This window comes from Kineosporia rhizophila (genome assembly GCF_021277265.1).
GTDB classification, from domain to species: Bacteria; Actinomycetota; Actinomycetes; order Actinomycetales; family Kineosporiaceae; genus Kineosporia; species Kineosporia rhizophila.
The window spans coordinates 230,686-253,739 of the sequence record NZ_JAJSOH010000005.1 but is presented as its reverse complement, the minus strand read 5'-3'; the positions used below and the strand labels follow the sequence as shown (position 1 = coordinate 253,739).

At 66.2% G+C, this 23,054-nt stretch carries 22 protein-coding genes; 14 read left to right on the top strand and 8 right to left on the bottom strand.

What is annotated here, in order from left to right; translation table 11 throughout:
• Nucleotides 1–6: 6 nt before the first annotated feature.
• Genes LWF15_RS11285 through LWF15_RS11270 form a run of 4 tightly spaced genes read right to left on the bottom strand, consistent with a single transcriptional unit; the run spans nucleotide 7 to nucleotide 5,741 of the window.
• Nucleotides 7–2,160 carry a heavy metal translocating P-type ATPase gene (locus LWF15_RS11285; RefSeq protein ID WP_408623026.1) on the bottom strand — a complete coding sequence of 718 codons (2,154 nt, stop codon included), beginning with the start codon at nucleotides 2,158–2,160 and terminating at the stop codon, nucleotides 7–9.
• 49 nt (nucleotides 2,161–2,209) lie between these two features.
• Complete coding sequence (locus LWF15_RS11280) at nucleotides 2,210–4,468, bottom strand: heavy metal translocating P-type ATPase (RefSeq protein WP_232810391.1); 2,259 nt, start codon at nucleotides 4,466–4,468, stop codon at nucleotides 2,210–2,212.
• Between the two features lie 41 nt (nucleotides 4,469–4,509).
• Nucleotides 4,510–5,532 carry a heavy-metal-associated domain-containing protein gene (locus LWF15_RS11275; RefSeq protein ID WP_232810390.1) on the bottom strand — a complete coding sequence of 341 codons (1,023 nt, stop codon included), beginning with the start codon at nucleotides 5,530–5,532 and terminating at the stop codon, nucleotides 4,510–4,512.
• Nucleotides 5,529–5,741, bottom strand: coding sequence for a heavy-metal-associated domain-containing protein (locus LWF15_RS11270; RefSeq protein WP_232810389.1), 213 nt, complete (start codon nucleotides 5,739–5,741; stop codon nucleotides 5,529–5,531). Before LWF15_RS11270 ends, LWF15_RS11275 begins: the two co-directional genes overlap by 4 nt.
• A gap of 426 nt (nucleotides 5,742–6,167) precedes the next feature.
• Here LWF15_RS11270 and LWF15_RS11265 point away from each other — a divergent pair, with 426 nt between their 5' ends.
• Together LWF15_RS11265 and LWF15_RS11260 are read left to right on the top strand one after the other, a co-directional pair.
• A complete protein-coding gene (locus tag LWF15_RS11265) occupies nucleotides 6,168–6,893 on the top strand; it encodes a MerR family DNA-binding protein (protein WP_269809956.1) in 726 nt (241 codons plus the stop codon).
• Nucleotides 6,894–6,997: 104 nt separating this feature from the next.
• Complete coding sequence (locus LWF15_RS11260; RefSeq protein WP_232810387.1) at nucleotides 6,998–7,969, top strand: bile acid:sodium symporter; 972 nt, start codon at nucleotides 6,998–7,000, stop codon at nucleotides 7,967–7,969.
• 118 nt (nucleotides 7,970–8,087) lie between these two features.
• On the opposite strand, the gene LWF15_RS11255 is transcribed toward LWF15_RS11260, so the two are convergent.
• On the bottom strand, nucleotides 8,088–8,558 hold the full coding sequence (locus tag LWF15_RS11255) for a GNAT family N-acetyltransferase (RefSeq protein WP_232810386.1): 471 nt from the start codon (nucleotides 8,556–8,558) through the stop codon (nucleotides 8,088–8,090).
• Nucleotides 8,559–8,566: 8 nt separating this feature from the next.
• Complete coding sequence (locus LWF15_RS11250) at nucleotides 8,567–8,986, bottom strand: ArsR/SmtB family transcription factor (RefSeq protein ID WP_232810385.1); 420 nt, start codon at nucleotides 8,984–8,986, stop codon at nucleotides 8,567–8,569.
• Nucleotides 8,987–9,077: 91 nt separating this feature from the next.
• Between LWF15_RS11250 and arsM the strand changes: the two genes are divergently transcribed.
• The 12 genes from arsM (at nucleotide 9,078) to LWF15_RS11190 (ending at nucleotide 21,228) form a co-directional block, all read left to right on the top strand.
• The gene (arsM, locus tag LWF15_RS11245; protein WP_232810384.1) at nucleotides 9,078–9,932 is read left to right on the top strand and encodes an arsenite methyltransferase; all 855 of its coding nucleotides are present in this window, start codon (nucleotides 9,078–9,080) and stop codon (nucleotides 9,930–9,932) included.
• Nucleotides 9,933–10,092: 160 nt separating this feature from the next.
• Nucleotides 10,093–11,139 (top strand): ACR3 family arsenite efflux transporter, encoded by a 1,047-nt coding sequence (gene arsB / locus LWF15_RS11240; RefSeq protein WP_232810445.1) that lies wholly within the window; start codon nucleotides 10,093–10,095, stop codon nucleotides 11,137–11,139.
• A 27-nt stretch (nucleotides 11,140–11,166) separates the two neighbouring features.
• Complete coding sequence (locus LWF15_RS11235; protein ID WP_232810383.1) at nucleotides 11,167–12,195, top strand: arsenate reductase/protein-tyrosine-phosphatase family protein; 1,029 nt, start codon at nucleotides 11,167–11,169, stop codon at nucleotides 12,193–12,195.
• Between the two features lie 412 nt (nucleotides 12,196–12,607).
• Nucleotides 12,608–12,940 (top strand): ArsR/SmtB family transcription factor, encoded by a 333-nt coding sequence (locus LWF15_RS11230; RefSeq protein WP_232810382.1) that lies wholly within the window; start codon nucleotides 12,608–12,610, stop codon nucleotides 12,938–12,940.
• Nucleotides 12,940–13,725 (top strand): cation diffusion facilitator family transporter, encoded by a 786-nt coding sequence (locus LWF15_RS11225; protein WP_232810381.1) that lies wholly within the window; start codon nucleotides 12,940–12,942, stop codon nucleotides 13,723–13,725. The genes LWF15_RS11230 and LWF15_RS11225 overlap by 1 nt, the downstream gene beginning before the upstream one ends.
• Before the next feature lie 752 nt (nucleotides 13,726–14,477).
• The gene (locus tag LWF15_RS11220) at nucleotides 14,478–15,074 is read left to right on the top strand and encodes a cadmium resistance transporter (protein ID WP_232810380.1); all 597 of its coding nucleotides are present in this window, start codon (nucleotides 14,478–14,480) and stop codon (nucleotides 15,072–15,074) included.
• Nucleotides 15,075–15,681: 607 nt separating this feature from the next.
• Nucleotides 15,682–15,960 carry a hypothetical protein gene (locus LWF15_RS11215; protein WP_232810379.1) on the top strand — a complete coding sequence of 93 codons (279 nt, stop codon included), beginning with the start codon at nucleotides 15,682–15,684 and terminating at the stop codon, nucleotides 15,958–15,960.
• 528 nt (nucleotides 15,961–16,488) lie between these two features.
• Nucleotides 16,489–17,088 (top strand): hypothetical protein, encoded by a 600-nt coding sequence (locus LWF15_RS11210; protein ID WP_232810378.1) that lies wholly within the window; start codon nucleotides 16,489–16,491, stop codon nucleotides 17,086–17,088.
• 141 nt (nucleotides 17,089–17,229) lie between these two features.
• Nucleotides 17,230–17,835: a hypothetical protein gene (locus tag LWF15_RS11205; RefSeq protein WP_232810377.1), complete on the top strand. Its 606-nt coding sequence runs from the start codon at nucleotides 17,230–17,232 to the stop codon at nucleotides 17,833–17,835.
• 310 nt (nucleotides 17,836–18,145) lie between these two features.
• Nucleotides 18,146–19,003 (top strand): hypothetical protein, encoded by an 858-nt coding sequence (locus LWF15_RS11200; RefSeq protein WP_232810376.1) that lies wholly within the window; start codon nucleotides 18,146–18,148, stop codon nucleotides 19,001–19,003.
• Between the two features lie 322 nt (nucleotides 19,004–19,325).
• Complete coding sequence (locus LWF15_RS11195) at nucleotides 19,326–19,871, top strand: SLATT domain-containing protein (protein ID WP_232810375.1); 546 nt, start codon at nucleotides 19,326–19,328, stop codon at nucleotides 19,869–19,871.
• 37 nt (nucleotides 19,872–19,908) lie between these two features.
• Nucleotides 19,909–21,228 carry an RNA-directed DNA polymerase gene (locus LWF15_RS11190; protein ID WP_232810374.1) on the top strand — a complete coding sequence of 440 codons (1,320 nt, stop codon included), beginning with the start codon at nucleotides 19,909–19,911 and terminating at the stop codon, nucleotides 21,226–21,228.
• Nucleotides 21,229–21,236: 8 nt separating this feature from the next.
• Here the strand turns inward: LWF15_RS11190 and LWF15_RS11185 are convergent.
• Nucleotides 21,237–22,032, bottom strand: a protein-coding gene (locus LWF15_RS11185) for an IS5 family transposase (protein ID WP_232810444.1) whose coding sequence is annotated in 2 segments (ribosomal slippage) — nucleotides 21,237–21,702 and nucleotides 21,701–22,032 — 798 coding nt in all. Because the reading frame shifts where the segments join, the coding sequence is not laid out codon by codon here.
• Nucleotides 22,033–22,091: 59 nt separating this feature from the next.
• Nucleotides 22,092–23,045, bottom strand: coding sequence for a hypothetical protein (locus LWF15_RS11180; RefSeq protein ID WP_232810373.1), 954 nt, complete (start codon nucleotides 23,043–23,045; stop codon nucleotides 22,092–22,094).
• Between the last annotated feature and the right edge of the window lie 9 nt (nucleotides 23,046–23,054).

Here is a 23,054-nt window from a genome sequence, read left to right as displayed (position 1 = left end):
CGGGTTCTAGCGGTCCAGGACCGCGCGGGTGCTGGCTTGGGGGCTCAGGTCGATGCGTCGCAGCAACTGGGCGTTGAGGGCGACCACGACCGTGGAGGCTGACATCAGGATCGCACCCACCGACATCGGCAGGACAAACCCGATCCCGGCCAGGGCCCCGGCCGCCAGCGGCACGGACAGGAGGTTGTAGCCGGCGGCCCACCACAGGTTCTGCTTCATCTTGCGGTAGGCAGCCCGTGAGAGCTGGATGACCGACAGGACCGACCGGGGGTCGGAACTGGCCAGGATGACCCCGGCCGAAGCGATCGCGACGTCAGTGCCGGCGCCGATCGCGATGCCGACGTCGGCCTGAGCCAGAGCGGGGGCGTCGTTGACGCCATCACCGACCATGGCCACCTTCTTGCCTTCCTGCTGCAACTGGGCGACCTTGGCGGCCTTGTCCTCGGGCCGAACTCCGGCGAAGACCCGGCTGATGCCCAGGTCGCCGGCCACGCTGTCGGCCACGGCCGGGGCGTCCCCGGTGACCATGACCACCTCAACACCCAGCTTGTGCAAGGCGGTAACGGCTTCACGGGACTCCGGCCGGATCTCGTCGGCCAGCTTCAGCCCGCCGACGACCTGGCCGTCGCGGACCACGTGCAGCACGATCGCTCCCTCGCTGTGCCAGGTCCCGGCCTCGGGTACCTCCTGGGCGTTGACCTCCCGCAGCATGCGGGGCCCACCCACGCGGACCTGCGAGCCCTGAACGGTGGCCGTGACCCCCACAGCCGGAGAGGACGAGAACCCTCGCGCTGAAGGCAGGCTGGGCTGCTTCTGCTGGGCCGCCCTCACGATGGCCTTGGCCAGCGGATGTTCACTGTCGGCCTCTGCTGCCGCGGCCAAGACCAGCACCTCGTCCGCGGTCAGATCATGGGAGGGTGCGACGGAGGCAACGGTGGGCTCGCCCTTGGTCAGGGTGCCGGTCTTGTCGAACAGGACCGTGTCCACGGTCCGCATGCTTTCCAGAGCCAGGCGGTCCTTCACCAGTGCACCGCCGCGTGCTGCTCTTTCGGTGGCGATCGCGACCACCAGTGGAATGGCCAGGCCCAGGGCGTGGGGGCAGGCGATGACCAGAACCGTGATGGTCCGAACGATGGCTGATTCGGTCTCACCTGCAAGGCTCCACACGAGGGCGGCCAGCGCAGCGGAGGCAAGGGCGAACCAGAACAGAAGAGCAGCTGCCCGGTCGGCGATGCGCTGGGCCCGCGAGGAGGAGTTCTGAGCCTGGAGCACCAGACGCTGGATGCCCGCAAGGGTGGTGTCCTGGCCAGTGGCGGTGATCTGCACCCGAAGCCCAGAGTCGGTCGCCACGGTACCGGCGGTGACCGTGTCACCCACGCTCCTGGCAACGGTCCGCGATTCCCCGGTGACCATGGACTCGTCCATGTCCGCACGGCCGTCCGTGATCACCCCGTCGGCCGGGACACTTCCCCCGGGGCGGACGACGACCACGTCCCCGACCCGTAGCTCGGACGGGGGGACGCTCACTATCCTCTCGCCCTCCACCCGCTCGGCCTCATCCGGCAGCAGGGCCGCCAGAGAGTCCAGTGCGGACGTCGTCTGCGCCAAGGAACGCATCTCGATCCAATGACCCAAAAGCATGATCACGATCAGCAGAGCCAGCTCCCACCAGAACTCCAGCTCATGGTGGATCAGCTCGGTCGTGGCCGCCCAGGAAGCGAAGAAGGCCACGCTGATGGCCAGAGCGATCAGCAGCATCATGCCCGGCCGGCGGGTACGAAGCTCTTCGGCGGCGCCGGTCAGGAACGGCCGGCCGCCCCAGCTGTACATCAGTGTTCCCAGCGAAGCGGCAATCCAGCCGCTGAACTCGGGAACGTCGTACCCGATGAGCATGGCGAACATGGGCGAGAACCCGACCACCGGCACGGCCAGAACAAGGTTGAACCAGAACAGCCGACGGAACTGACCCACATGATCGCCGTGGCCTGCATGTCCGCTATGGCCTGCATGGCCGCCGGAACCCTCATGCCCTTCGTGGTCCGGGGGAGAGCCGTGGCCACTGTCGTGGCCGTCAACGGCGCCGTGCGCAGCTGGATGGCCAGCGTGGTGGGTGGCCGGTGTGTCGGGTTGAAGGTCGTGTTGGGTCTTGGGTCTGGTCATGGGTTCATTCCCTACGGTCTATCGGGTAGGCAAAGTGCATGGCGGAGTTTCAGCGGGTGATGCTTTGAAAAGTGCGCAGGCGCAAGCTGTTTCCTACGACGAATACGCTGGACAGGGCCATGGCGGCTCCGGCGAGCATGGGGTTGAGCAGGCCGGTCGCGGCGACCGGGATCGCGGCCACGTTGTAGGCGAAGGCCCAGAACAGGTTGGACAGGATGGTGCTGAGGGTCTTGCGGGACAAGGCGATGGCGTCGGCGGCGCTGCGCAGGTCGCCGCGCACCAGGGTGATGTCGGAAGCTTGGATCGCGACGTCGGTCCCGGTCCCCATGGCCAGGCCGAGGTCGGCCTGGGCCAGGGCGGGAGCGTCGTTGATCCCGTCACCGACCATGGCGACCGTCTTGCCTTCCTTCTGCAGGCGGGCGACGACGTCGAGCTTGTCCTGGGGCATGACCTCGGCTACGACCTCCTCGATGCCGACCTCGGTGGCGATCTGCTGGGCGACGGCCTGGTTGTCACCCGTCAGCAGGATCGGGGTCAGACCCAGGGCCTTGAGTTGGCGGACGGCTTCGGCGCTGGTGGGCTTGAGGGTGTCGGCAACCACGAGAATGCCTCGCGCGTGGCCGTCCCAGCCGACCGTGACCACGGTCTTCCCCTCGGCTTCGGCTCGTGCCTTGGCAGTGCGGAGGTCGGCGCTCAGATGCTGTGACCAGTCGGCTACCAGCGATTCCCGGCCGACGACAACGGCCTTGCCCTCGACAACACCGTGTACGCCTTGACCATCGACGTTCACGAACTGCTCGGCACTCGGCAGGCTGCCGATCTCCTGGGTGGCGGCCTTGGCGATGGCCTGGGCGATCGGGTGCTCGGAAGCATCCTCCAGCGCCCCGGCCAGGCGCAGCAGGCTTGCCCGATCGATGCCGGGTTCGGGAACGGCCTCGACGAGGGTCATCCTGCCGGTGGTCACGGTGCCGGTCTTGTCCAGGACGACGGTGTCCACCCTGCGGGTCGACTCCAGGACCTCGGGTCCCTTGATGAGGATCCCCATCTGCGCGCCGCGGCCGGTTCCGACCAGCAAGGCGGTCGGCGTGGCCAGGCCCAGGGCACAGGGGCAGGCAATGACAAGGACGGCGACCGCGGCCGTGAACGCTGCGCTCGCCGGGAACCCGGCCCCCAGCCAGGCACCCAGCGTGACGACCGCCAGGCCGATGACGATGGGTACGAAGACTCCGGAGATGCGGTCGGCCAGGCGCTGCACCTCGGCCTTGCCGGTCTGCGCGTCCTCGACGAGCTGGGCCATCTGGGCCAACTGCGTGTCCGAGCCCACCCTCGTGGCTCGCACCACCAGTCGTCCGCCGGCGTTGACGGTGGCCCCGGTCACCGCATCACCGGCACCGACCTCGACCGGTACGGATTCACCGGTCAGCATGGAGGCGTCCACGGCCGAGGTGCCCGAGACGACGACGCCGTCGGTGGCGATCTTCTCCCCGGGACGAACCACGAACTCGTCGCCGACGACGAGGTCCGCAACAGCAATCCTGGTTTCCTTTCCGCCTCGCAGGATCGAGACGTCCTTGGCGCCCAGGTGCAGCAGTGCCCGCAGCGCGGCGCCGGCCTGACGCTTGGAGCGCTTCTCGAAGTAGCGGCCGGCAAGGATGAACATGGTCACCCCGGCCGCGACCTCGAGGTAGAGGTTCGAGGCGCCGTCGGTGGGTGCCAGCGACAACTCGAACGGGTGGGTCATGCCTGCTTCTCCGGCACTGCCGAAGAACAGGGCGTACAGCGACCAGCCGAACGCGGCGCCGGTGCCCAGTGAGATCAGCGTGTCCATGGTGGCGGCGCCGTGTCTGAGGTTGGTCCAGGCGGATCGGTGGAAGGGCCAGGCACCCCAGACGATGACCGGGGCGGCCAGGGTCAGCGAAGCCCACTGCCAGTTGATGAACTGCAGAGCCGGGGCCATCGCCATGACGATCACCGGCAGACTCAGCGCGACCGACACCAGCAACCGCCGGCGCAAAGTCGCCAACTCCGGATCCTCCACGACGTCCCCGGCCCCGCCGACCTCATCCTTCTCGGTGACCGGCAGCGCGGCGGTGTAACCGGTCTTCTCCACCTCGGCGATCAGCGCCGCAGGGTCGTAACCCTCCGGGACGATCACCCTTGCCTTCTCCGTCGCATAGTTCACGCTCGCTGCGACACCCTCGAGCTTGTTCAGCTTCTTCTCAATCCGCATCGCGCAGGACGCACAGGTCATCCCCCCGATGTCCAGTTCGACGGACGCGCCCACGGTCGGCGGCGTTGATGCGCTCATCAAAATTCCTCCTTCACTGCCGTCAGGGTGCGGACCACGGATCAGTGGCCGTGTCCCTCGTCCGTATGCGTGCCGTCGTAATCGGGGCTCTTGCCGCCACTGGGGGGCTCAGCATCCGTGACCTGGCCGCGGTCGTCGTCCTTAGAGGGCACATCCAGGACGAATTGCGCGGTGTGGACTCGACCATCGACCTGGAAGTCCAAATAGAACAGATACCGGCCACCGGTAGGTGCCTGGGCCGCGAACGAAATATCCGGCCCCGTCGTGCTCTTCGGTTCGGGAGCTTCGCCTTCGGCATGCACGTGCAGGTACGCCAGATCACCCTCACGCAGCGCAACCAGATGCCCATAGGCGCCTAAGTACGGCTCCAGGGCCGTGACTGGTTCTCCGTCACGACTGACCGTCATGGTCAGCGTCCGCGATGTCCCGACAGCAAGGTCCCCGGTAACCGCCACGTCGAAACCGTCCACGTGGACGGTACGGGTCGCCACCGGGGAAGGTTGCGGCGTGAAAGAGCCGGCCACATCGAAAGTTCGCCGCACAGCCACCTTGTCCGGTGCGCCCGGCATCGCAGGAACGAAGTCGGTCAGGACGCTGTACGTTCCGGCCTGGGCCCACTGCCAGGGAATGGACCAGGCGCCGGTCGCTGGATCGAGCGCGGGGTGCACGTGTCGGAACCCAGTTCCGTCGTTGCGCACCACGATCAGGTGCAGATCCTTGTCGTGCGAAGTCTCGAACGCCGTCAGAGGCAATCCCTTGGCGTCCAGAACGGTGAACCTCAGCGTCCCTTTCTCGCCCGCCTGGCCCGGAGCGCTGATCGCCCCGAGGGTGTAGCCGTCCTGAGACAGTGACAATCCCGCCACAGCCGTACTCGCAGATGCCTGGCCCCCAGTCGGCGCCTGGGTCTGGTCGCCGCCATGACTATCGCCCTGGTCAGGGTCGGCTTTGTCCTGCCAGGAGTCCACCGCGTTCTCTGGTACAACGAGGGCCGCAATGCCGAACGCGGCGGCGAAGGCTGCAACAAGGCCCGCCGCGTACAGGCCGAATCGCCCCGCGAGGCTCACGAGACGAGCTCGGCTGTGTAGCCGGCCTCGTCCACGGCCGCCAGCACGGCCGCGTTGTCGACACCCCCTGATGCAGTCAACACGAGCCTGCCGGTCTGCGCGCTGACCTCTACCCCATCGAGGTCACTGATCCGGCCGACTTCCTGAGCTACAGCCGTCTCGCAGTGCCCGCAGGTCATCCCGGTCACCTTGTACTCGATCGCGGTCATGATCACTCCGTTCGCTCAAATACCCCCCGTGGGTACTTTGCCAATGTAACAGAGGTACCCCATAGGGGTATTTCCTAGTTGCGTGGACGATTGGTCGCCAGCGGGTCGGACATTCGGTGCTCAAAGCGGACCTGCCTATTGATCACGCGGCCCGGGATCGCCACCCGAGAACAGTTGGACTTCCGAGGGCACCTTGATCACCAAGCCAAGGCCGACCCGATCAGGGTGCCGGAGGATGCGGCCGAGACGGCCTGCAGCGCAACGAATGCTTCGATCGGGTTGTAAGTGGTGGTCGCGACGACGAGCATCCAGCTTGGCGGACCAGGAAGGCCTGCCGTGCTGAGGAGGGGCTCAGTCGAGGAGGCTCATCGGCAGCAGTCCTGCTCGGTCGCCGCGGCACAGACTCCGGCATCAACGGCCAGGACCATGTCAGCACATCGGTTGGGCGGCAGCCAGGCGGGGCTGTTGCCGGCTGAGCGGACGACTGGCGGGTACCGCGTGTACGACGAGGCTGCGATCGAGCGGTTGGGTTTCATCAGCTCGGCCAAGCATCTCGGGCTGCCTTTGGAGGAGATCGCTGAACTGCTGGGGGTGTGGGCGTCGGGTGCCTGCCGGGACGTGAAGGCAGATCTTCGGCCGCGGGTCATGGCACGGATCGCTGATGCTCAGGAGCGTGCTGCTGAGCTGGCTGCCTTCACGGCGGTGCTGCATCGGGCGCTGGAGCATCTGGATGCGCTGCCGGATCGCCTGGATCGCTGTGATCCGCAGTGCGCGTTCTTGGCGCAGGACGTCCAGGAGCCCTCCGCTGCGAAGGCGGAGCCTGCCCCGGAGCCGGTTACCGAGGTGGAGCCGGAGCGGTGGCGTACCGCGCCGGTGGCCTGCTCCTTGAGTGGTTCCGATGTGCGGGAGCGGGCTGGGCAGTGGCGGGATCTCCTGGCTGGTGCGAGGCGCGATGTCATTGCGGACGGTGTCCGGTTGAGGGTGCCGGTTGAGCGGACCGGAGCGGTCGCTGCCCTGGCCGCTGGCGAGCAGCAGTGCTGCGCCTTCTTCGACTTCCGGATGCACCTGGACGGCCCGGTCTTGACGCTGGAGGTCCGGGCTCCGCAGGCCGCGCAGGACCTGCTCGCCGAGCTGTTCATTTCCACCAGCTGATCTGCCCTGCCCTCAAGTCCTGGACCTGGCGTCGGTGCTGGTCGGTGGAACCGTCTTGTGTAAGGAGAATTTCGTTGTCATCGCCTTCTGGTCTGGTCGCGCGCATGGAACACCATCAGGTGGCGATCTACGTCGCGGCTCTGGCTGCCGGGGCGCTGCTGGGCTGGGTGGTGCCGGCGGCCGGGCCTGGGCTGGAGCACGCGATCAACCCGGTCCTGGCGGTGCTGTTGTACGTGACGTTCTTGCAGGTGCCGGCGATCGAGCTGGGGCGGTCTGTGCGTAGCGGTCGTTTCCTGGGCGCTGCGCTGGCGGTGAACTTCCTCGTGGTTCCGGTGGTGGTCGCTGCGATGTTTCCCCTGCTGCCGGATGACCGTGCCGTGCGGTTGGGGGTGCTGCTGGTCCTGCTGGCTCCCTGCGTGGACTATGTCATCGTCTTCAGCGGGCTGGCCGGGGGCAGCAGCCGGCGCCTGCTGGCGGCCACGCCGCTGCTGCTGCTCGCGCAGATGGTGCTGCTGCCGGTGTTCCTGCTGCTGTTCCTCGGGCGTGACCTGGCCGAGGTGGTGGAGCCTGGCCCGTTCGTCGAGGCGTTCGTGGTGCTCTTCGTGATCCCGTTGAGTCTGGCCTGGCTCACCCAGGCCTGGGCCGCCCGGCGGGAGAGTGGGCAGAAGGTCGCTGCCGCGATGGGCACGACGATGGTGCCGCTGATGGTGGCGACCCTGCTGACCGTGGTGGCGTCCCAGATTCCCAAGATCGGTGAGGGCCTGAGCCAGGTGGCCCAGGTGGTCCCGTTCTACGTCGTCTTCCTGATCGTCATGGCGTTCGCCGGAGTGGCGGTGATGCGTCTGTTCCGGCTCGATGTGCCCGCCGGCCGCGCGATCGTGTTCAGCGGCGCCACCCGCAACTCGCTGGTCGTGCTCCCGCTGGCTCTGGCCCTGCCCGATACTCTGGCGGTGGCCGCGCTCGTCGTGGTCACCCAGACCCTGGTCGAGGTCATCGGCATGGTCATCTATGTGCGGATCGTCCCCCGCCTTCTGCCCCTACAGCCGCAGCCGGTGTCAGCAGCTGTGCAGGAGTAGGTATCACCGATTCGGCGCACACCTCATGAGATCCATCGGCGGATAAGGCGCTGTTGGGGGGGTGGGCATCGTGATCCCTGTGCCGCTCCTGCTGGTGCTGAAGCGATGGCCATTCGGTTCAGTTGATGCGGGGGCTGCGGCGTTCGATCAGGGTGACGTCGCGCCAGGCGCCGTGGTGGCACCCGATGCGTTCGCGGGTGCCGATGACGCGGAACCCGAGCCGCTGGTGGAGGGTCAGGCTGGCGATGTTCTCGGGGAAGATCCCGGACTGGATGGTCCAGATCCCGGCGGCTTCGGTGGAGTCGATGAGGGCCGTGAGCAGGCTGGTGGCGACCCCGCGGCCCCGTGCGGTGGGGGCGACGTAGACGGAGTGCTCGACCACGCCGCCGTAGACGCAGCGGTCGGAGACCTTGCTGGCCGCGACCCAGCCCAGGACCGCGCCGGCTTCGACGGCCGTGAACCGGTGCTCGGGGAGTTTGGCCTCATCGAAGGTGGGCCATTCGGGTGCGGCGGTCTCGAAGGTGGCGTTGCCCTCGTCGATCCCGGCCTGGTAGATGGCCAGGACCTGCCCGGAGTGGGCGGCCGTCATCGGCACGATCATTGAGCGGGCTGCGTTGTCGTGGCCGTGGTGAAGTCGCCCAGGGCCGCGGCGATCTGGCTCACCCGCTCGGGCACGAGCGTGTAATAGGCCCACACGCCGCGCTTTTCGCGGGTGAGCAGCCCGGCGTCGACCAGGATCTTCAGGTGGTGCGAGACGGTGGGCTGGGACAGCCCGACCGGTTCGGTCAGGTCACACACGCAGGCCTCGCCGCCCTCGTGCGCGGCGACCAGCGACAGCAGCTGCAGCCGGGTCGGCTCGGCCAGGGCCTTGAGCAGGCCCGCCAGTCTCTGCGCCTGCTCGGCGCTGTGAATCGGGCCGCTGCCGGTGGGGGTGCAGCACGCCGCGTCCTGAGCCGTGGCCTCAACTGTGGGGGCGGCGAGGTCGACCTGTGGGCGGGCGATCTGCACGGACGTCATGCACGACAGTCTGAGCCCGGACATTGACGTTTGTCGATCCCTGGGCCACGATCAGGACATCGACAGTCATCTATCTTTAGGAGTGGTGATCATGACGACGCCGACCACAACGTCCGATGACCTGCGCGAACAGGTCCGGGCCGGGTACGCCGCAGCCGCCATCGCCGTGACTGGTACCGGCGCACAGAACCCTTCCGCGTCGTGTTGTGGCCCGGAGGCTACTGCGGACTCCATGGCACTGGATGGTTCGTTCGGGGCCGGGCTCTACGGGGCGCAGGAGGTGGAAGGGCTGCCCGCTGAGGCGCTGGCCGCGTCCCTGGGCTGCGGGAACCCGATGGCGGTGGCATCCCTGCAGGAGGGCGACCGGGTCCTAGACCTGGGCTCGGGCGGCGGGATCGACGTGCTGCTGTCCGCGCGCCGGGTCGGCCCGACCGGCCGTGCGTACGGGCTCGACATGACCGAGGAGATGCTGGCCCTGGCCCGCGCCAACGCCGCCAAGGCCGGCGCCACCAACGTCGACTTCCTCAAGGGCCAGATCGAGGCCATCCCGCTCCCGGCGTCCTCCATCAACGTCGTGATCAGCAACTGCGTGGTCAACCTGTCCACCGACAAGAGCGCCGTCCTGGCCGAGATGTTCCGGGTCCTGGTCCCCGGCGGGCGCATCGGGATCAGCGACGTCGTGGCCGAGGACCACATCACCCCGGCCGAACGGGCCGAACGCGGTAGCTACGTCGGCTGCATCGCCGGAGCCCTGTCCCGCGCCGAGTACCTCGACGGGCTCGCCGCGGCCGGTTTCACCGGTGCCGAGGTCGAGTTCACCCACGAGGCCGTCCCCGGCATGCACGGCGCCATCATCCGGGCCACCAAGCCCGCCGACGCGCCCCAGCTTCTGCCGGTCGCCGGCCAGGACGAGTCCCAGGCCTGCGGGCCCTTCGGCTGCTGCTGAGCCCCCAGACGCCCACCCCGTTCCCGGCCGGCGACGCCTGAGACCTCAAGGTCTCAGGCGCCGCCCCGGCCGGCTCGCCCTCACTCTGATCAAGGAATCTTTCGTGAGCTCTAACCGCATCCCCGTTCCCGCGCCTGCCGTACATGATGAGGCGCCGGTGATGGCGCGGCTGTCCGTCCTGGACCGGTTCCTGCCGGTCTGGATTCTTGCGGCCATGCTGCTCGGGCTGGCCCTCGGCCGGGTCGTGCCTGGCCTGAACGAGGCCCTGGACGCGATCAAGGTCGGCTCGGTCAGCCTGCCGATCGCGATCGGGCTGCTGCTGATGATGTACCCGGTCCTGGCGAAGGTCCGCTACAACCAGACCGCCGCCGTCACGGGCGACCGGCGCCTGCTGGCCGCGTCCCTGGTGCTGAACTGGCTGATCGGCCCTGCGGTCATGTTCGTGCTGGCCTGGCTGCTGCTGCCGGACCTGCCCGAGTACCGCACCGGCCTGATCATCGTCGGGTTGGCCCGCTGCATCGCCATGGTCCTGATCTGGAACGACCTGGCCTGCGGCGACTCCGAGGCCGCGGCTGTCCTGGTGGCGCTGAACAGCGTCTTCCAGATCATCGCGTTCGCCGGCCTGGGCTGGTTCTACCTGCAGGTCCTGCCCGGCTGGCTGGGCCTGTCCACCACCAGCATCACCTTCTCCGTCGGCGCGATCGCCCTGAGCGTCCTGGTCTTCCTCGGCATCCCGCTGCTGGCCGGCTACCTGACCCGCACCATCGGCGAACGCCGCAAGGGCCGCACCTGGTACGAGACCCGCTTCCTGCCCAGGATCGGGCCGATCGCCCTGTACGGGCTGCTGTTCACCATCGTCATGCTCTTCGCCCTGCAGGGCGAAGCCATCACCAGCCAACCGCTGGACGTCGTGCGCATCGCTCTGCCGCTGCTGGCCTACTTCCTGCTCATGTTCGGCGGATCCTTCGCCCTCGGACACGCCCTGGGTCTCGGGTACGCCAAGACCACCACCTTGTCGTTCACCGCAGCGGGCAACAACTTCGAGCTGGCCATCGCCGTGGCGATCGGCACCTTCGGCGTCACCTCAGGGCAAGCCCTGGCCGGAGTCGTGGGCCCGCTGATCGAGGTCCCCGTCCTGGTCGCCCTGGTCTACGTCGCGCTATGGCTCCGCCGCCGCTACTACCCAAACGTCCTTCCCACCTCCTGAAACACGTCCCGAAAGGCAGGCCCGACCGTGACCAAGGTTCTGTTCGTCTGCGTCCGCAACGGCGGAAAGTCCCAGATGGCCGCCGCCCTCCTGCGCCAACACGCCGGCCCCGGCATCTACGTCGACTCCGCCGGCACCGACCCGGGCACGAAACTCAACGCCCAGTCCATCCAGGCCCTGGCCGAGGTCGGCGCCGACATGAGCGGCGGCGCACCCAAAGCCCTGACCGAAGACATGATCGCCACCGCTGACCTGGTCGTCATCCTGGGCAGCGAGGCTCACGTCGAGCCCGTGGCCGGCACACCCGTCATCACGTGGGAGACCGACGAGCCGTCCCTGCGCGGTATCGAGGGCATGGAACGCATGCGCCTGATCCGAGACGACATCACCACCCGGGTCCTGGGCCTGGCCCATCACTTCGGGGCCCTGGCCACCACTCCGGAACCGGTCACCGGCGTGGATGTCTCGGCGATCGCCGATGAGCTGCTCTACCGATTCGACGGGGTCTTCACCAAGGACGAGATCAGCGAAGCCGTTCAGCAGGCGCGGGCGGCGTTGCAGCCGCAGGCCCGGGTGACGATCTTCCTGCCGGTCCTGATCACCCGGTACGCGCGAGAGCTGCTGACCGCTGCGGCTCAGGCCGACGGGCGAGTCGCCAAGACCGTCCCCGAGATCCTCTTCGTCTGCGTCCACAACGCCGGCCGATCCCAGATGGCCGCCGCGATCGCCGCGCACCTGGCCCCCGGACGCATCCACGTGCGATCCGCGGGCTCCCAGCCCACCGGAGACCTCAACCAGGTCGCGGTGCAGGCCCTGCACGAACGCGGCATCGACCTGTCCACCGCCTACCCCAAACCCCTCTCCGACAGCGTCATCCACGCCGCCGACGTCATCGTCACCATGGGCTGCGACGACGCCTGCCCCGTCTACCCCGGCAAACGCTACGAAGAGTGGGACATCACCGACCCCGCCGGGCAACCCCTGGACAGCATCCGCGACATCCGCGACGACATCACCACCCGCGTCAGCACGTTGCTTCGCGAACTCGGCATCTGAGCCACAACACCAACCCCTCTCCACCTACCCGTGTGATCAGCCGACACCAGGCGAGTGCGGCTGCCCGCGCATGGCCCCGTAACCGGACCAGTCGCGGGCAGCCAGAGCTGAGTACCTGATGGCTGTGGGTTCCGCGATACCGGCAAGCTCAGCCAGCACCAGCATCCGGGCCGGTAGCGGCGCAGCGAAGCTGAACAGGGCGGCGTGGCGGGACTGTCCGGGTCGGATGCCGTGACTGACGAGGTGCTTCTGGATGGTCTCCCTGCTCAGGTGTCTGCCTGGGGTGCGGCCAGGGTGGCTGGTGATGGCCGGCCTGCCGGACCCGAGTCAGGCGCTCAAGAGGCAGCGTCAGGTTCGGCTCCCCGATGCGTCACTATTTTCTGACGTCAGCCGAAGATGTAATGTCGTGTGGGTGGAGACGCTGACGCACATCGAGGTCCTGGCCCGGTTCGGCCACGCTCTTTCTGATCCGACCCGGGCTCGGGTGCTCGTGGAACTGCGTGTCGCCGGTGCGTACCCCACGGAGCTGGCAGAACGCCTGGGAGTGACGCGCACCAGCCTGTCGAACCACCTTGCCTGTCTGCGAGGCTGCGGCCTGGTCGTGGCCGTGCCCGAGGGCAAGCGGATGCGCTACGAATTGGCTGACGGCGGTCTGCGAAAGGCTCTGGACGATCTGCTGGGCGCGGTTCTGGCTCCCGACGCGAGCGCCTGTACCGCGGGCCGGGCTGGAGAGGACTGCTGCTGATGGACCAGTTGCCCATCATCACTTCTAAGCCGGCCTCCCCTGCTTCGGGGACGATCCCGGCTTCTGCTCCGGCTGGAGCGGATGAAGCGGCTGGCCGGCAGCGTCGCGAGGTCCTGGCGCGGCGGATCAGACTCCTGGTTGGCGCCACCATCGCCTACAACGTCGTTGAAGCTATTGTGGCGATCACCGCCGGTCACCGGGCGGACTCGACGGCGCTGATCGGTTTCGGGCTGGACTCGGTCATTGAGGTGTCCTCGGCCGCGGCCGTCGCTTGGCAGTTCTCCGCACGCGAGCACGCCCGGCGTGAGGCGCGTGAACACCTTGCCCTGCGAATCATCGCCGTATCGTTCTTCGCCTTGGCCGCTTACGTGAGCGTCGAATCCGTGCGGGCGCTGCTGAGCGGCGGGCATGCCCAGGAGTCCAGCGTGGGTATCGCTCTGGCTGCCTTGAGCCTGCTCATCATGCCGTTCCTGTCTGCCGCGCAGCGCCGTGCCGGACGCGAACTGGGTTCGGCGACTGCTGTCGCTGATTCCAAGCAGACCCTGCTATGCACCTACCTCTCGGCGATCCTCCTGATCGGCCTGTTGCTCAACGCGGTCGTGGGCTGGTCGTGGGCAGACCCCATTGCGGGACTGGCCATCGCTGTCATTGCGGTCAGGGAAGGGCGCCAGGCATGGCGAGGAGAAGGCTGCTGCGCCCCAGCCGGCGGCCGGTTCAGCGCCGCCTCCCCAGATGAAGCCGCATCGGCAAACGCGTGTAGCTGTGGAGACGACTGCTGCCGCTAGCCGCTAGATCCTCACCCCGAAAACCACGTGCGACCCCGTGCTTCGCCAGCGATGAAATCTCGCTCCGTACCAGGATGCACGATATCCGATGCGACCAACGAGCAGATACCGGACGCTCCGGGCCAGGGCAAGATCAGGTGTGCCATGCTCCAGTGGTCGCTAGCTGAGCAGGTGGAGTTCTTGTGGGGTGCGGTGAGATGGCAAGGCTGGGCCGGCCCGATCCTGGCTGCTGCTCTCCTGATCTATTTCGTGACGCCAAACCTGAGCCCAGTCAGTCCATCGCCTTCCGTGAAGACGGGCGCTGACGGCGCGTCGCGGACCTGTTGCTCTGAGGTGTCGGTTGCCAGCCCGGGGCCGGCAGGTTCCGATGTCCTGACCTCGGATGAAGTAAGTGCGCCGCCGCGAAGCGCGCAGGTGCTGGCGGCCCCCTCGATCGGCCATCAGCTTCCGGCCAGCTTGATCAGCGACTTTCCGCTGCTGAGATCGGGCGGCTGGTGCAGCGGCGTGCGTCAGGGCCCGGGCCTTCACCTGACACACCTGGCCTCGGGCCCTGACCTCAGTGATCTCCAGATCCTTCGCTGCTGACAGGACCTCACCGGATTCCCCGTGATGTCCCTGGACCTCAGTAAGCACTCACCGAAGGATTAGTTCATCGTGGCAGCACAAAGGCGCCTTCTTGCCATCATCTCGCTCCGTGACCGGCCCTGTCGCCGCTCGAGCGCTCCGACCGACGACGCAGGACAGGTGCGGGCGTGAACGCCGGGATCATCGCCCAGGCCGCCGGGCTGTTCGCGGTCACGAACATCGACGACATCCTCGTCCTGGCCCTCTTCTTCGCCCAGGGCGCCGGGCAGCGCGGCATCACCCGCACCATCGCGATCGGCCAGTACCTGGGCTTCGCGGCCATCCTGGTCGTCGCGGTCGCTGCTTCACTCGGCGCCACCTTCTTGCCCGAGTCGTTCATCCCCTACCTGGGGCTTCTGCCGCTGGCGCTAGGAATCCGGGCCGGCGTTCACGCCTGGCGCCACCGTCACGATCCCGACGACGAAGAGACGAGCAAGGCCCAGGGGCCACATGCACTGGAAGTGGCGGCGGTGACGTTCGCCAACGGCGGCGACAACATCGGCGTCTATGTGCCGGTCTTCGCCACCGCCGGCGCAGGTGGGATGAGTGTCTACGTGGTGATCTTCCTGATTCTGCTGGCCGTGTGGATCGCCGCGGGCCGCTACTTCGCCACCCGGCCAGCCATCGCTCAGGCATTGTCCCGGTGGGGGCACATCCTGCTGCCCATCGTCCTGATCGGAATCGGTGTGCTCATCCTTGCGGAGGGCGGCGCCTTCGGCCTATAAACACGCTGGCGGCAGGTCTGACTGCACGACACCCATTGTCGTCGATTCGCCCAAAATGCAAGAGGTGTGTCACGGGTGACGAAAGGTAAAGATTTCGTCGGAGCGGTCGTTCAGCTGTCCGGTCCGGCGGAAGGTGGCATAGTCCGGGGAACTTGGCACGACTGTTGGCATGGCGTCCGGAAAACGTGGCATGACTGTCGTTCGAGGGACGGATGAGAAGGTTGTTGCTCGCGCGGGGCCTACGGGCCTCCGCTGGAAGGCGATCGACCTCGGAAGTGGCCATCTCCGGCCGGACGCTCGTGAGCCAAACTGTCCGGGCAACTTGGCCACGCCGCAGGTGACGCCGCAGCGCCGGGCCACCCGGGGCCGGACCGGACATCAGCGGCGTGATCAGGATTGAGCTGGCCGGCGCGGTGAACGCGATGGTCTCGTCGACGGTGATGCGGGATTGAAGGCGAACGAGAGCGCGCTTCTTGTCAGCGAACGTGGTCCGCGCGCTGACGCAGCCGCCTGGCCGGTGCGGCTTTCATGGCCGGACCCGGTGCCGCCGGCGCGGTGGCCGGGGCCGTGCCCCAGTCGGCGGGCTGGGCTGGGTAGCGTCTGGCACGTGGCTGATGATGACCTGTGGGGCTGGGATTCCGGGGAGCTGGAGATGATCGCGCGCTGGCACCTGGTGCGCGGGCTGGGGCTGCCGGCAGAGGCATTGGACGACCAGTGGTCGATCAGCGTGACCAGAGAGGGCGTGAGCTGTCCTCAGGCGACCAAGCGGGACGAGGCCCGGATCGCGGAGGCTCAGCGCCTGTTGGAACGGGCATACCCCGACCGAGATCTGAATGTCCGCCGCCGCAGTCTCACCGAGGTGCCGCGAACGCGGCAGGCCCGGTAGCAGTGCGGATCCGCGGGGGTCGCTCACGCCTCGGGAGACGAGAACCGCAGGTCTGCCTGGCTGCGCAGGGGCGCGTCGGCGCGGATGCGAAACACATGGCGGCGTCGACATTGCGAAGAATGTGCGGGGCAAGGTGCCCGCCTCTGTCTGCGTAGTTGAACCATCGTCGATGAAAATGGTCTCCCCCACGGGTGGGTATACGGCTGCTGGCGGGGCCTGGACGGCACACGGTTGCGTCGGCGCTCGCCGTACGGTGCCCGGCGTTCCGGCTTTCACGCGGGCATTGAAGGTCTGGCTGGGGCCCGAAGGCCGGCATGGTCGCGCGCACACGCTTGCCGTTCCTATCGGCCGCACGCTCGTCCCGCTTGGGACGTGTCGGACTCGCAAAGTGTTTGCGGAAAATAGGTTTTCGGCTTGACGGAGTGGTTGACCCGCACCTAAAAACAAGGCAGAATTGATTATGTCGAAAGGGAATAGCGGCCCGGACGGCAAGTCGTTGGTCCCCAAGATCACCGGAAGGAACCTTCAGTGCGGCATGTCACGATCACCATGGCCCCCGTGCTTCTTGTGCCGGATGGCATCGAAGCTCGCCCGATCCAGGAGCTTTTCGAGAAGGCATTGATGAATGTCGACCTGGGACAGGGGCCCGGTGTCCTCATCGAAAGGATCGAGCTCGGTCGCATCCGGGAGCTCCCGGCCCGCGAGTCGATCTGCCGGGTGGGCGGGCACCCCTTCTATCCGCAGGACTGGCGCACCCAGAACCTGGATATCTGCTCCGAGCACGCTCAGGAGGAGTGGTGGGACACGGCCATCGCCAATCATCGCCCTCTGTTCGATGCCATCACCCAGATGACTGGCCTGGTCCCTCGCATCTCCTACCAGGGCGGAACAGCCACGTTCGAGATTTCCCTGGGCGGTGACGCCGGTCCGCGCTTCCCGCTCTACCAGGGGCTGGTCCAGCACCGGGCCATTTCCGGGCACTGGCTCGGGACCGTCGGGTACTACGCCACCGAGGATGACGACGAAAACAAGGACGTCATCGACTCCCACGTCAGCAGTCCCCTCTACCCCCGTGAATGGGCGGGCAGGCTGGCCGAGCACTTCTTCGCTCTCACCCGGCCCCGGTGACGGCTGTGGTGGGCCTGATTCGCCCTGGATCAGGCCCACCACGACGTCGCACGTGACCTCGGGTCGCTCGATGGCTGGGCCGCCCGTCCACCACAAGGTGTCCGACGGCGGCCCGGCGCACAGACAAACGGAGGAAGATACATGCAGCGTGTCACCCTGCCCGTCACCCCCGTCGTGCTCGTTCAGGACGAGATCGACGTTGGGCAGCTCATGTTCACCCTGAGCGCGACGATCATGGGGCTGGATCTCGAACTGGCGCCGGGAGCGAAGGTCGAGCGCGTCGAAGTGGGCAAAGCCGCCACAGCGCCTGCGCCGAGCGCCACCTGCCGGTTCGGTCCTCACGAGTTCTACCCGACGTCGCAGCCCGCCGTGGACCCAGATGTCTGCCCCCGGCACCGGGCCGCCCGAGGGTGGGACCGAGCCCGGACCGAGCATCGCGACCTCTTCAAGGCCATCACCAACCTGACCGGGCTGGTGCCCGAACTGGAGCACGGCGGTAGCGGCAACATCGTCTTCGAGATCGCCGTGGATGTCAGCCGCGAGCAGGACTACCCCCGCTACCGGGGGATGCAGGAAAGCCGAGAGGCGAACGGAGGCCTCAACGGCGGGATCGAGTACTTCGCCACCGAAAAAGAGGAACAGGAAGGCGAAGGAACGCTGATCGTCTCGTCTTGGGGAGAAGAGGCCCTGCCTGCCTCGGTCTGGGCGGCTCGCCTTGCCGAGCACCACCGCACCCTCACCACCTGACAGGCACCCGTTCGTCGCAGGTGCGCGGCCCCACCCGGGGACCGCGCACCCCTTGCTGTCTGCGCTGATCCCTTCAGTTCAAGGCAGGGTCTTCGTGGAGGGCTGCGGCCTACAGGACGTGAGGGTTGGACGCGGCTCGGACGGGCCGATGGGGGCGCCCATTACGATGGGCGCTGGCGTCGACAACTGTGGATTCCCTTCCGGATCCCGGGGACCAACGGCGCCAAGGGGTGGCCGGGACCGCTAAGAACCACCTCCCGGCCGCCCCGCCGATCGCACACGAGGTGCCAGCGGACGAGGGTTGGGTTGGATGAGCGAGTTGGCCGGTCGCCCGGTGTACACCCGGGCCGATCTCGTCGCTCTCCATGGGGTAAGCCTGTCCAGCCTTGAGACCTGGTACCGGGAACGCGCCGAGACCGGACATCCGGAGGCCGTGGGGAAGGTCGGACGTTCGCTGGCCTGGGACACCCACGAATGGGACACCTGGTATGCGGATTGGATCGACACCACGGGGCTGGCGGCCATCGACACCCTGACCGAGCTGGTCGCCCGGAGCAGGTCCACGCTCGCGCGTCTGTGGGACGAGCGGGACGCCAACGGCCACCCGTTGCTGCGCAAGAAGATCGGTAACGTCCAGTATTGGGACGCCGATGAGTACGTTCGCTGGTTTCGTCACTACGAACAGGGTGCTGACGATGCGCGTCGATCGCGGGTCGACCGCAGTGGACGGCCCGATGATCAGCTCACGCTCGCGGAGTTCGCCCGGGTCCTGGGGATCCCGCCGAACACGGCCACGACCTATGCGCGCCGCCCGCCGGCCGGGTGGCCGGAACCGGTCATCGCCGAGGAACTGCCGTCAGGCCGGTTCCGTCGGCGCTACACCCGCCAGCAAGCGTGGGACTACGCGCGTGACTACCTCGGCCGTCGACACCCCGGCGGTGGCCGGCCGAGTGGTCCGGTTGTTTCGCGGTCGCATCCATACCAGGCCGATCCGCGGCTTGCCCTGGCCCAAGATGCGCTCTCCAGTGCTTCGGCGGATGAACGAGGACGGCTTGCCAAGCGGCTCGCCGACGAACATGGGGGTGCTCCGGGCACTTGGGCACGAATCATCACCGCTGCGCGCCATCACCCGGTCGGCGCTGGTCAAGAGGATGCCTCGGAGGCGTAGCCCTGCCCTGGATCCAACGAGATAACCCGGGTCAGTTTGGGCGTGGTGGCACGCTTCGCATTCTTGCCCCAGTCCTGGATGTTGAACCAGGTACGCGAAAGGTCTACCGGTGCTAGCCTGCTTGCGCGGTCCGGTCGCTTGCTCAGACACGAGATGCTTGGGCAGTACTGATAGGTTGCGATGTTTCGTTCGCATTTGCTGAGGCTGCCTGGATATCAGGCGGTGATTGATGTTGTTCCGTGGCCCTAAAAGGTCAGTGACCGGATCGTCCGCCCTTCCCCGGACCGTCGACCCCAGCGATGAGATCGAGCTAGCGCGACTGGTGAAGCTGCTGGAAAAACGCAGCTTTAAAACATATCAAGCCAGACTTCGGGCGAGTGAAAGACTGGCTGCTCGCAGTGGTGCTTGGAACGCATCGATGATTGCTTTGTCGACGTCGACAGCTTTAGCGTCCATTGGGATACTTTTCAAAAGGGACATGTATGGGCACCAAGGAGACGCCCTGCTGGCCATAATTTCCATTCTTACACTGGTCGCTTCGCTTGTGGTATCGAACATGAACTACGGTGGCAGAGCTGAATCTATGAGGGCGAGCTACAAGCGGATCCAGCAGATCTCCCTACAGGCGGAAAGTTTCTTCGCCGACAAGGCAGACTCCGACGCGCGGCGCTATCGCGAACTCTGTCATGCCTATGAAGTCGCGCTGGAGAATTCCGAGAATCACACGACAGCTGATTTTAAGCGCTCAGAGAACTGTCGGTGGTGGAAGGTTCTGCCCGACACGGCGTGCAGCTCTTTCCCGTGGATTACATTGATAATTCCAGTGCTGCTCATGTGGCCAATCGCTGCTTGGCTAATCGATGGCTAGCGAATCCCCGCTGTCGATTTTTCACAGGTTCACTGAGGTGGATCATTTAGTAGGCATATATGAGACGCGCGTTTCCAAGGGTGGCGCGAGGGGGCGGGATGGTACGCCACCCGAAGCGTTGCGTGCCGACATCGAACTGACCTGCCAGGCTATGTCACAGAAAATGCGCGCGGGCAAGTATCGCTTTACCCAGTACCGCGAGAACCTGCAACTCAAGGGTGCCGACCGCAACCCGCGCGTAATTTCGATTCCGACGGCGCGTGATCGAATTGCACTCAGAGCCATGACGGAATTTCTCATGGAGCTCTATCCCTACGCTGCCGGGATTATTCCTCAAGTGAAGGTCAGGGAACTAGCGGAAGCAATCGGGGCTGGAAGATTCGATACATACGTTCGGCTCGACATTCGCGATTTCTACCCTTCAATCTCACATGAGCTTGTCCGGAAGGCGATCCGCCGAAGGGTGGGCGAGCCAGTGATAGAAGCTTTGTTCATCGACGCAATCCAGACGCCCACCGTGCCTGACCGAATGAAGCGCCGTCCGCCCAACAACTTGGGCGTCCCCCAGGGATTGTCCATCTCCAACGTCCTAGCCGAACTGGTCGTGAGCCCTATCGACCGCACCTTCGAAGAAGATGATAGGTGTGATTACTACCGCTTCGTCGATGACGTCGCCATTCTGTGTAGTGGAGAGGATGCTAGCGGGATTGCCGCCGAGGCAACGAGCGCATTCAGCGGACGCGGCCTTCAGCTCCATGAAATGAAGGACTCCAGTTCCAAGTCAAGCATTGGCCCTTTGAAGTCAAGCTTTGGCTATCTTGGCTATGTTTTTGATGGCGACAAAATCTCGGTGCGGCCGTCTAGTATTCTTGGCGTCGAATCCGCACTGGCGAGAGCCTTCACACGTCACAAGGCGGCCACTAAACGAGGATCTTGGTCCAAGTCTGAGATTGCCCAGTGCCAGTGGTACGTAAATCTAGTTGTCACTGGTGCGGTGCATAACGGCGCCGCTTGGGGGTGGCTTCACTACTTCCGCCAGATGAACGATTTGGTCTTGCTGAAGAAACTCGATGCAACTGTCCAGGGGTTCGCGCGAAGGTTTGGAGCTCCGAGAAGCTTTGCCCCCAAGACATTTATGCGCGCCTACTGGTCTATTCAACATCCCGATGGCAGGCATCGTGGGTATGTGCCAGATTTTGATTCGTTCGGTCCGCGTGAAATGCGGGAGCATCTAGTAGCGATCTTCGAAGAATCGGATGTTGAGAAGATGTCCGATGCCGAAGTGGGTAGAAAGTTTGGTCAACACATTTCGCGCGCTGTCCGCACCTTGGAGCGTGACATAGGGGCTATCTCTTAGAGCTTGTCTCATTTGGAAATTTTCTTGAAGCAGGTGATGGCTGCTGCGAGGGTGAGAAAGGCTGCGAAGTGCGAGGACTTGCGTTCGTAGCGGATGGTCAGGCGGCGATAGTCAGTGAACCAGGCCATGGTTCGCTCGATGACCCATCGGACGCGGCCGAGGCGTTCTTTGGACTCGATACCCTTGCGGGCGATGCGGGGGACGATCCCGCGTTGGCGCAGCCAGGAGCGGGTCTCGGCGGAGTCGTAGGCCTTGTCGGCATGCAGCTTGGTCGGCTTGCGTCGGCGAGGGCCTCGGCGGGACCTGATCGCAGGAACCGCCCGGACCAGGGGCTTAAGGGCTTGGTTGTCATTGGTGTTCGCGGCGCTGACGGCCACCGCCAGGGGCAGGCCATTGCGGTCGGATAAGGCGTGGATCTTCGAGCCGGGCTTGCCCCGGTCGACCGGGCTCGGGCCGGTCAGAGATCCCCCTTTTAGCCCGCACGCTCGCGGCATCCACCACAGCGCGGGACCAGTCGATCTCACCGGCCGCTCCGAGCTCGTCCAGCACGGCCCTGTGGATCCGTGGCCATAACCCGGCAGCCGTCCACTCGCTGAAACGGCGATGCGCCGTCTGATACTTGACCCCGAACGACGGCGGAAGGTACCGCCAGGCAACACCGCTGGTCAGCACGAACACGATTGCCGTGAACATCGCTCGGTCCTCCACCCGAGGCCGGCCGCCACCTTGTGGACGCGTCGGCGCCTCCGGAATCAACGACTCCACGATCGCCCACAACTCATCCGGGACCAGCCGGCGAGACAGTTCATCCACAGAACCCGATCATGCCGAACCGGGCGTTCCATTCCTAATGAGACACGCTCTTAGGAACGTTTGCGGTTGATGATCTGTGTCACCGCACCGGGAGTGAGCCCTGCTAGCTGAGCAATACGCGCGATGCCGATATTTCTGCCACCAGTGCTGCCGGCTAGGGCCAGGATCGCTTGGTCACGGTGTTCCCGTGCACACCGGATCGTGCTCGCTGCCGCAACTGTTCGTCGAGTTGCTTCGTTGAACAGTCGATCGGCGTCGTCTTGAGGCTGGATGCCGCGCTCCCGAGCGAGAGCGGCTAGTTGCCGGGTGTCGAGCTGGCCGAATTCCTTAGAGGTGAGCCCCAACGCCTCGTTGCGTGCCCGGGTGAACTGCGAGGGTGGCCAGTGGCCGGCCTCGGCGATTCCGGTGCGGCCTTCGTAGCAGATGAGCGACCAGGCCGTCGTCGCGCGCTCCGCGGCGGCGTGCTCCTTGGCGGCCTCGGCTTCTCTCATCAGGTGCGTGGCGTGAATGAGAATGGCCTCGTGGGCGTCCGCGCCGGCCTTGGCCACGACCGCGCGCAGCTCGGCATCCACACGTTCGGAAGCATCACGCCGAAGCTCTTCCAGATTGAGTGCGGCGGCCTTGCCCTCGACCTTGCGGGGGGTGGCGGCCCTGCCTGGCCCCCGTGTGACGGGCAGTCGCGGGTAGAGCTGTTCGAAGGTGGGTTCGTACTGGGCGAGCCAGGCTCGTCCTCGGCGGACCTTCTGGGCGACGTTCTGCTGGCTGGTCTGAAGCGCTTCAGCAATGGTCGGTTGCATCCAACCGTGCTGGTTCAGGACGGCGCAGTAGGCGTTGAGCGCGGTGTGGTCGCCGTCTGCATGCAAGCGGCTGAGGGTGCGGGCGACCTCGGCCTGGCGCTCGCTCAGGCTGCTTGACGACAACGGCGCTCCATCCGCTTCTTCCCGGGTGCCGGGTTCCTCCGACCCTAACAACATCCCTGGGTGCCCAGGGATGTTGCGGGTCATAGCGGAAGG